Origin of the sequence: Streptomyces sp. NPDC007162 (genome assembly GCF_040634175.1) — a bacterium.
Classification (GTDB): Bacteria; Actinomycetota; Actinomycetes; order Streptomycetales; family Streptomycetaceae; genus Streptomyces.
Genome location: NZ_JBEYFC010000381.1, coordinates 1 through 8,949, shown reverse-complemented (window position 1 = coordinate 8,949; position 8,949 = coordinate 1). Strand labels below are relative to the sequence as shown.

At 71.6% G+C, this 8,949-nt stretch carries 9 protein-coding genes, 1 tRNA gene and 1 pseudogene; 9 read left to right on the top strand and 2 right to left on the bottom strand.

The genetic code is table 11. The annotated features are described in order from the left end of the window. The 9 genes and pseudogenes from ABZ646_RS33150 to ABZ646_RS33110 all read left to right on the top strand — a co-directional run. Positions 1 to 199, top strand: a pseudogene (locus ABZ646_RS33150) (hypothetical protein); the annotation flags it as partial. 147 nt (positions 200 to 346) lie between these two features. Continuing rightward, positions 347 to 1,375: an L-threonine 3-dehydrogenase gene (gene tdh, locus ABZ646_RS33145; RefSeq protein ID WP_360527165.1), complete on the top strand. Its 1,029-nt coding sequence runs from the start codon at positions 347 to 349 to the stop codon at positions 1,373 to 1,375. A gap of 19 nt (positions 1,376 to 1,394) precedes the next feature. Further along, positions 1,395 to 2,588, top strand: coding sequence for a glycine C-acetyltransferase (locus tag ABZ646_RS33140; RefSeq protein WP_360527162.1), 1,194 nt, complete (start codon positions 1,395 to 1,397; stop codon positions 2,586 to 2,588). A 283-nt stretch (positions 2,589 to 2,871) separates the two neighbouring features. Beyond that, the gene (locus ABZ646_RS33135) at positions 2,872 to 3,774 is read left to right on the top strand and encodes a LysR family transcriptional regulator (RefSeq protein ID WP_360527159.1); all 903 of its coding nucleotides are present in this window, start codon (positions 2,872 to 2,874) and stop codon (positions 3,772 to 3,774) included. Positions 3,775 to 3,820: 46 nt separating this feature from the next. Next, a complete protein-coding gene (locus ABZ646_RS33130; protein WP_360527156.1) occupies positions 3,821 to 4,414 on the top strand; it encodes a helix-turn-helix domain-containing protein in 594 nt (197 codons plus the stop codon). Next, entirely contained in the window at positions 4,411 to 4,941 is a 531-nt protein-coding gene (locus tag ABZ646_RS33125; protein ID WP_360527153.1) for a GNAT family N-acetyltransferase, read from the top strand. Before ABZ646_RS33130 ends, ABZ646_RS33125 begins: the two co-directional genes overlap by 4 nt. Before the next feature lie 30 nt (positions 4,942 to 4,971). Continuing rightward, positions 4,972 to 5,331, top strand: a complete 360-nt coding sequence (locus ABZ646_RS33120) for an MmcQ/YjbR family DNA-binding protein (protein WP_360527150.1) — start codon at positions 4,972 to 4,974, stop codon at positions 5,329 to 5,331. Positions 5,332 to 5,439: 108 nt separating this feature from the next. Further along, positions 5,440 to 5,513: transfer RNA gene (locus tag ABZ646_RS33115), tRNA-Pro, on the top strand. 180 nt (positions 5,514 to 5,693) lie between these two features. Beyond that, entirely contained in the window at positions 5,694 to 6,611 is a 918-nt protein-coding gene (locus tag ABZ646_RS33110; RefSeq protein ID WP_360527147.1) for a TIGR01777 family oxidoreductase, read from the top strand. Between the two features lie 10 nt (positions 6,612 to 6,621). Here the strand turns inward: ABZ646_RS33110 and ABZ646_RS33105 are convergent, their stop codons facing one another. Together ABZ646_RS33105 and ABZ646_RS33100 are read right to left on the bottom strand one after the other, a co-directional pair. Continuing rightward, a complete protein-coding gene (locus ABZ646_RS33105) occupies positions 6,622 to 8,019 on the bottom strand; it encodes a glutamate decarboxylase (RefSeq protein WP_360527144.1) in 1,398 nt (465 codons plus the stop codon). Positions 8,020 to 8,190: 171 nt separating this feature from the next. Beyond that, positions 8,191 to 8,832 (bottom strand): DedA family protein, encoded by a 642-nt coding sequence (locus tag ABZ646_RS33100; protein WP_360527168.1) that lies wholly within the window; start codon positions 8,830 to 8,832, stop codon positions 8,191 to 8,193. Between the last annotated feature and the right edge of the window lie 117 nt (positions 8,833 to 8,949).

The window sequence follows — 8,949 nt, the reverse complement described above, 5'->3', positions numbered from 1 at the left end:
GGCATGTGAGGGTGGGCGCGGTGCTGGTGTGGCCGTGAGCGGAAATCTGGCGGTCGAGTTCTCGTTCCGGGACCGGCCACCGCTGGACGTGAAGCTCTCCGTCGTCGTCACCCGGGTGGCGCAGGACTGGTACCTCGGCCACTACCAGGTCTCCCGCCTCGAACAGGCAGGCCCCGCCGGGGGATTGAGGGGGGCGTGAAGCGCAGCTGTGGCGGCGCTTAAGAAAACCTCGATGGACCCCGGCGCCCGGGTACGGCAGATTTCTGTGCGATACCACACCCCATGCCCGGCCGCGGGCTGCTTCGGCGTGCCCGCGGCCGGCACCTCACGCACAGGAGCCGTAGCGTTGAAGGCGCTGGTCAAGGAGAAGGCGGAGCCCGGGCTGTGGCTGGCGGACGTGCCGGAGCCCGCGGTCGGACCGGGTGACGTACTGATCAGGGTGCTGCGGACCGGAATCTGCGGTACCGACCTGCACATCCAGGCCTGGGACGGCTGGGCGCAGCAGGCCGTCACCACCCCGCTGGTGGTCGGGCACGAGTTCGTCGGAGAGGTGGTGGCCACCGGACGCGACGTGGTGGACATCAAGGTCGGCGACCGGGTCAGCGGCGAGGGCCACCTGGTGTGCGGCAAGTGCCGCAACTGCCAGGCCGGGCGGCGCCATCTGTGCCGGGCCACGGTCGGCCTCGGCGTCGGCCGCGACGGTGCGTTCGCCGAGTACGTCGCGCTGCCCGCGGGCAACGTCTGGGTGCACCGGGTCCCGGTCGACCTCGACGTGGCCGCGATCTTCGACCCGTTCGGCAACGCCGTGCACACCGCGCTCTCCTTCCCGCTGGTCGGCGAGGACGTCCTGATCACCGGCGCCGGACCGATCGGCCTGATGGCGGCGGCGGTGGCCCGGCACGCGGGCGCCCGGCACGTCATGATCACCGACGTCAGCGAGGAGCGCCTCGACCTGGCCCGCAAGATCGGCGTGAGCCTGGCGCTGAACGTGGCGCAGGCCCGGATCGCCGACGGACAGCGGGAACTGGGCCTGCGCGAGGGCTTCGACATCGGCCTGGAGATGTCCGGCCGGCCCGAGGCGATGCAGGACATGATCGCCAACATGACGCACGGCGGCCGGATCGCCGTGCTCGGTCTGCCCGCCCAGGAGTTCCCCGTCGACTGGGCCCGGATCGTCACCTCGATGATCACCATCAAGGGCATCTACGGCCGGGAGATGTTCGAGACCTGGTACGCGATGTCCGTCCTGCTGGAGGGCGGTCTCGACCTCGCCCCCGTGATCACCGGCCGCTACGGCCACCGCGACTTCGAGGCCGCCTTCGCCGACGCGGCGAGCGGCCGCGGCGGCAAGGTCATCCTCGACTGGACCGCGTAATTCCTTAGGAGCTTCTGGAATGTTCGACTCCGTACGCGACGACCTGCGCGTCACCCTCGACGAGATCCGCGCCGCCGGGCTGCACAAGCCCGAGCGCGTGATCGGCACCCCGCAGTCCGCGACCGTCGCGGTGACCGCGGGGGGCCGCCCGGGTGAGGTCCTCAACTTCTGCGCCAACAACTACCTCGGCCTCGCCGACCACCCCGAGGTGATCGCCGCCGCCCACGAGGCACTGGACCGCTGGGGCTACGGCATGGCCTCGGTCCGCTTCATCTGCGGCACCCAGGAGGTACACAAGGAGCTGGAGGCGCGGCTGTCGGCGTTCCTCGGCCAGGAGGACACGATCCTCTACTCCTCCTGCTTCGACGCCAACGGCGGGGTCTTCGAGACCCTGCTCGGCGAGGAGGACGTGGTGATCTCCGACGCCCTCAACCACGCCTCGATCATCGACGGCATCCGGCTCTCCAAGGCCCGCCGCCTGCGCTACGCCAACCGCGATCTCGACGACCTCGAAAGGCAGTTGAAGGAGGCGGCCGGGGCGCGGCGGAGGCTCGTCGTCACCGACGGCGTGTTCTCCATGGACGGCTACGTGGCACCCCTGCGGGAGATCTGCGACCTGGCCGACCGGTACGACGCGATGGTCATGGTCGACGACTCGCACGCCGTCGGCTTCGTCGGCCCGTCCGGCCGGGGCACTCCCGAGCTGCACGGCGTGATGGACCGCGTCGACATCGTCACCGGCACCCTCGGCAAGGCCCTCGGCGGCGCCTCCGGCGGCTATGTGGCGGCCCGCGCCGAGATCGTCGCCCTGCTGCGTCAGCGCTCCCGCCCCTACCTCTTCTCCAACACCCTCGCCCCGGTGATCGCCGCGGCCTCGCTCAAGGTCCTCGACCTGCTGGAGTCGGCCGACGACCTGCGGGTGCGCCTCGCCGAGAACACCGAGCTGTTCCGCCGCCGGATGACCGAGGAGGGCTTCGACGTCCTCCCCGGCGACCATGCCATCGCCCCGGTGATGATCGGCGACGCGGCCGAGGCCGGGCGGATGGCCGAGCTGCTGCTCGACCGGGGCGTGTACGTGATCGGCTTCTCGTACCCGGTGGTCCCGCAGGGCAAGGCCCGGATCCGCGTCCAGCTCTCCGCGGCCCACTCGACGGCCGACGTCAACCGCGCGGTGGACGCCTTCGTGGCGGCCCGCACAGAACTGGCGAGCTGAACGCCGGGACCGGCGCGCCGAACGCCGGGGCCGGTGCCTGCGGTCGGGTGCTTGTGGTCCGGTGCTCCACCTAGGGACCGACGGGGCCGGTCCCTGCGGCTGGGTGCGTGCGGGCCGGTGTCCGTGGTCGGGCGCCTGCCGTCAGGCATCTGCGGGTTGGCGCCTGCCGGCCGGTGTCCGCGGTCGGGTGCACCCGACTCGGTGCCTGCGGTTCGGCGCCTGCCGTCGGGCGGTCCGGTGTCCGTGGTTCGGGCGGCGCGGACATATTGCAATAATCGACCCTGTGATCGAAGCGCGGCGGCTCCACATCCTCCGTGCGGTGGCGGACCACCGCACCGTGACGGCGGCTGCCGCCGCGCTCTTCCTGACCCCGTCGGCCGTCTCCCAGCAGCTGGCGGCCCTGGAACAGGAGACCGGCCACCGCCTGGTCGAGCGCAGCGCCAAGGGGGTACGGCTCACCCCGGCCGGCGAGATCCTGCTCGGCCACACCAACGTGGTCCTCGCCCAGCTGGAGCGGGCCGAGGCCGAACTGGCCGCGTACAGCTCAGGCGAGGCCGGTACGGTCACCGTCGCCGCCTTCGCGACCGGTATCGCGCAGGTGGTCGCCCCTGCCGTGGCCCACCTCGCCCGCACCGCCCCCGGCATCCGCATCCGGGTCCAGGACGCCGAGGGCGACGCCAGCCTCCCGATGGTCCTGGACCGGCAGGTCGACGTCGCGGTGGCCGTCGAGTACCGGGGCGCCCCGCCGGCCGACGACCCCCGGCTCACCCACGTACCCCTGTACGCCGAGCCCTTCGACGCGGTCGTGCCACTCCACCACCGCCTCGCCGAGACCCCCGAGGTCCCCCTTGCGGAGCTGGCGAAGGACGTCTGGATCGGTCCCTACCCCGGCAACCCCTGCCATGACGTGGTGGTCCTGGCCTGCGAGAACGCCGGCTTCCAGCCGCGCCTCGAACACTCCTCGGACGACTTCCGCGCCGTGGTCGCCCTGGCCTCGGCCGACGCGGGCGTGGCCCTCGTACCCCGCTCCGCGCTCCGCGGCACGGACCTGACCGGTGTGGTCGTACGCCCCGTCGACGGAGACGCCCCCACGCGCCGGGTGTTCGCGGCCGTACGACGCGGTGCCGAGGGGCATCCGCTGATCCGTCCGGTGCTGGAGGCGCTGGGTGAGGCGGCGCGGCCGTGAGGCGTCCTTGACAAGGGTGTTGCATTTTCGGGATAGCATCCCGCATATGAAACGCGACGATGTGATCGCCCTTGATCCGGTCAGTACCGGTCTCGACGCCCGCCTCGGTACTCGTCTCGCCGAGTTGCGTGCCGAACAGGGCTGGTCCCTGGGGGAGTTGGCGGAGCGCAGCGGGTTGAGCAAATCGACCCTCTCGCGGACCGAACGGGCCGAGACCAGCCCGACCGCGGCTCTTCTCAACCGCCTCTGCGGTGTCTACGGCCGGACCATGTCCCAGCTGCTCAGCGAGGTCGAGGCGGCACCCGCGCCGGTGCTGCGCGCGGCCGAACAGCAGGTGTGGGAGGACCGCGCCGCCGGTTTCGTGCGGCGCTCCGTGTCGCCGCCGCACGGCGGGCTGCGCGGTGAACTCGTCGAGGGCCGGCTCGCCGCGGGCGCGGACATCTCCTACGACCGCCCGCCGGTCCCCGGCCTGGAACAGCACCTCTGGGTGCTCGACGGGACGCTCGCCGTGACCGCGGAGGATACCGAGCACCTCCTGGACACCGGCGACTGCCTACGGCTGCGGGTGTGGGGGCCGACGCGGTTCCGGTGCGCCGGGCCGGGGGAGACGCGGTACGTCCTGGCGGTGGTGCGGCCATGACCGTACTGCGCCTCGGGTCGGACCAACTGACGCAGCGTGCGGCCGAGTTGGCCGACCTCCTGGCCGACACGGTGAACACCGGCGCGTCCGTGGGCTTCCTCGCGCCGTTCGCGCGTGAGCGTGCCCTCGACTGGTGGCGGGGGAGGGCGGACGCCGTGGCGGCCGGGCAACTCGCCGTGTGGGCGGCGCTGGACGGCACCGGCCGGGCCGTCGGCACGGTCGGCCTCGCCTTCCCCGAGAAGCCCAACAGCCGGCACCGCGCCGAACTGGTGAAGCTGATGGTCCACCGCGACGCCCGCGGCCAGGGAATCGGTCGCGGGCTGCTCGCCGTCGCCGAAGGGGCCGCCGCGGCCGCCGGGATCACCCTGCTCCATCTGGACACCGAGACGGACAGTCCCGCCGAGCACCTCTACCGTGCGGCGGGCTGGACCCGCGCCGGGATCATCCCGGACTACGCGCTCGACCCCTTCGGGACGCTGCGCCCGACCACCCTCTACTTCAAGCGCGTGGTCACTCCCGCCCGGTGACTGTCAGTGCCGGGGGCTACGGTTCGTCCCATGCCGGAAGCCGAAGACGTACGCCGTGCCGCCCTGTCCCTGCCGGACACCGTGGAGAAGACCGCCTGGAACATGCCCACGTTCCGGGTCGCCGGGAAGATGTTCGCCACGCTCCCGGAGGACGAGACCTCGATCGCGGTGCGCTGCCCCAAGGAGGAACGCGACGAACTGGTGCTCGCCGAGCCGGACAAGTTCTGGATCGCCGAGCACGAGGCGATGTTCGCCTGGGTCCGGGTGCGGCTGGCGGCGCTGGAGGACGAGGCCGAGCTGCGTGACATCCTGGCCGACTCCTGGAGACAGGCTGCCCCGCCCCGACTCCTGGAGGCCTATCCCGAGTTGGGGCTGCCGGACAAGGCCTGACCGTCCGCCGCGGCTCCGCGGCCGGAAAAGCCGGGTACGACCACCAAGCCGAGTGCGGTATTGTTTCCTTGCGCGTTTCGACCGGGGAAACCCCAGGTCAAACGGCACCGGGACGTGGCGCAGCTTGGTAGCGCACTTGACTGGGGGTCAAGGGGTCGCAGGTTCAAATCCTGTCGTCCCGACTTGCGAAGAAGCAGGTCATAGGGCATGTCGGAGATATCCGGCATGCCCTTTCGGTTGTTCTCCGGCGGCGCTCGCATCCCCTCCGCACGGCCGACCGCTTACCTCCCACCGACATCCGGACGGCGTAGGCTGACGAGTGAGAGTTTGAACTCTCAAACATTCGCTCATCGGAGAACGTCATGCGCGTCGCGATCACCGGATCCACCGGACTCATCGGTTCCGCCCTCACCCGTTCCCTCCTCGCCGACGGCCACCGCGTGCTGCGGCTCACCCGCGGCCGGACCGCGCCCCGGCCCGCCGACGGCACCGAGACCGCACCGTGGGAGCCCGGCACGCGGCTGGACCCGGCCGTCCTGGACGGTGTCGACGCCGTGGTGCACCTGGCCGGTGCGGGGGTCGGCGACCGGCGCTGGACCGCGGCGTACAAGCAGGAGATCCGGCTCAGCCGCCTCGCGGGGACGCGGACCGTCGCCGAGGCGTGCGCCGAGGCCGCCCGGCCGCCCCGGGTGCTGGTCTCGGCCTCGGCCACCGGGTACTACGGAGACACCGGCGACCGGGTCGTCACCGAGTCCGACCCGGCCGGCAGCGACTTCCTGGCCGGGGTCTGCGTTGCCTGGGAGTCCGCCGCCGCGCCCGCCGCGGGAGCCGGCGTCCGGGTCGTGCACCCGCGGACCGGTCTCGTGGTCTCCGCCGACGGCGGCGCCTGGGGCAAGCTGTTCCCACTCTTCCGGTTCGGACTCGGCGGCCGGCTCGGCTCCGGCGACCAGTTCTGGCCGTTCATCTCGCTGCCCGACCACATCGCGGCGCTGCGATACACGATCGACCACGACGACATCTCCGGCCCCCTCAACCTCACGGCCCCCGAACCACTGACGAACCGTGAGATCACCCGGGCGATGGGCCGGATCCTGCACCGGCCCACCCTCGCCGCCGTCCCCGCCTTCGCCCTGCGGGCCGTCCTCGGTGAGTTCTCGGAAGGCATCACCGGCAGCTGCCGCGCGGTCCCGGACGCTCTGCTGAAGGCGGGTTTCGCCTTCCGGCACCCCGCCGTCGACGACGCGCTGCACGCGGCCCTCCAGCAGGGCCGACTGCGCTGATCCGGTGGGATCAGGCCTTGGTGAGGGGCTGGACGAGGGACGTGGGGGTGGGCCGGGCCGGGTGGAGCTGCCTGGTGACCTCGGTCAGGTCGGCGATGAACATGCCCGCGAGTTCGGCGGTGAACCCGGTCCGTACGACCAGACGCAGGACGGTGACGTCCTGGCACGGGGCGGGGAAGGCGTAGGCGGGCAGGTGCCAGCCGCGGGCGCGCATGGCGTGGGAGACGTCGAAGACCGTGAAGCCCTGGGTGCCGGGCGCCAACCGGAAGGCGAAGGCCGGGAGTTCGGAGCCGTCCGTGATCAACTCGTAGGGGGGCATGGAGCGGATGCGGGTGGCGAGCGCACGGGCCGTCGTGCGGCTCTGGGTCGCCAGGTTCCGCAGCCCTTCGAAGCCGTAGCGCAGGAAGCTGTAGTACTGCGCGACGACGTGTGCCCCCGGACGGGAGAAGTTGAGGGTGAAACTGGGGGAGCGGCCGCCCAGGTAGTCGACCTCGAAGACCAGCTCGTCGGGGAGGGCGTCGGCATCCCGCCACAGGGCCCAGCCGAGGCCCGGGAAGACATGCCCGTACTTGTGCCCCGAGGTGTTGATGGAGGCGACGCGTTCGAGCTGGAAGTCCCACATCAGACCCGGGTCGAGGAAGGGGGCCACCATCGCACCGGACGCGCCGTCGACGTGCACGGGGATGTCGGTGCCGGTGGCGGCCTGGTAGCCGTCCAGGGCCATGCAGATGTCGGCGACGGGTTCGTACGAGCCGTCGAAGGTGGACCCGAGGACCGTGACCACGCCGATGGTGTTGTCGTCGCAGTACGCGGTGAGGGTGTCGGGCGTGAGGTGGTAGCGGCCGGGTTCCATCGGGACGTAACGCGGCTCGACCTCGAAGTAGTTGGCGAACTTCTTCCAGCACACCTGGACGTTCGCGCCCATCACCAGGTTCGGGTGCGTGGTGTCCTTGCCCTGGGCGCGGCGGCGCGCCTGCCAGCGGCGCTTGAGCGCGAGGCCGCCGAGCATGGCCGCCTCGCTGGAGCCGGTGGTGGAGCAGCCGCGGACCTGCTCCGGACGCGGCGCGTGCCAGAGCCGGGCCAGCATCCGCACGCAGCGCTCCTCCATCGCGGTGATCTGCGGGTACTCGGCGCGGTCCGCGAGGTTCTTCTCCGCGGTCTCCGCCATCAACTGCCGTGCCTGCGGCTCCATCCAGGTCGTCACGAAGGTGGCGAGGTTGAGCCGGGCGTTGCCGTCGAGCATCAGCTCGTCGCGGACCCGCCGCAGGACCAGGTCGGGCGACGCCGCCGACTCGGGCAGTTCGTCGACGGGCGACAGGAGGTCGGCGGCGGAAGCGGTCAGGGTGTCGAACTCGGTCGCGGGCAGGACGTCGGTATGCGGAAGGACGTCGGTATTCGGGATGGGCATGCGTGCCTCGGTGCTTTCTGGTCCGTGTGGGCCCCCGTGCACTCCGACGCTAGATCGCCGCGCGGTCCGACATGTCTGCCGATTACACCGATCCAGCGATCGATTTGCGCACTGATGAACTGAATTTTCCCTCGCGCATACTGGCCTTTGCCGCGACCGAGCGCCGACGCCTCACCGGGAACCCTGACCCGTCCGACCACGACGCGCCCGGCGGGCCTCCACCAGCAGGGGCACCACGGAGACTGCGACGATCACGCCGACCAGCGGCAACAGCCAGTCGTCGATGTGGGAGACCGAGGACCCCAGGGCGTACCCGGCCAGGACGAAGCTCTGGGACCAGACCACACCGCCGACGCTCTGCCACAGGGTGAACGGCCGCATCGGCACCCCGAGCGCCCCGGCCGCCGGGTGCAGCACGGAGCGCAGCATCGGCACGAAACGCCCGATCACCAGCGCCTTGCCGTAGCCGTAGCGGGCCAGCAGCCGTTCCGCACGCGCCGCGCCCTCGCGTACCCGCGTCCGGGAGGTCCGGGCCAGCAACGGCCGGCCGCCGTGCCGTCCGATGAGATAGCCGACCTGTCCGCCCGCCACGGCGCCCACGGCCGCGCACACCAGCACCTGCCACAGCTCAAGCCGCGGCGGCCGGTCCGCGGTCGCCGCGCACAGCACGCCCGCCGGGAACAGCAACGTGTCACCCGGCAGGAAGAACCCGACGACGAGCAGCGCCGACTCGGCGAAGATCACCGCCAGCACGCCCAGCGCCCCGAAGGCAGCGAGCAGCGAGGCGCTGTCCGTCGGATTGACGGCAATCACCACGCTCGCCTCCACCCTGTTCGCGGACCGTCCTCCCCCAAGTGTCCCGTGACGCCCCTCCTGAACACTCTTTCCACACCACACTCCAAGTCCTGGTGGGAGACCAGCCGACCTATC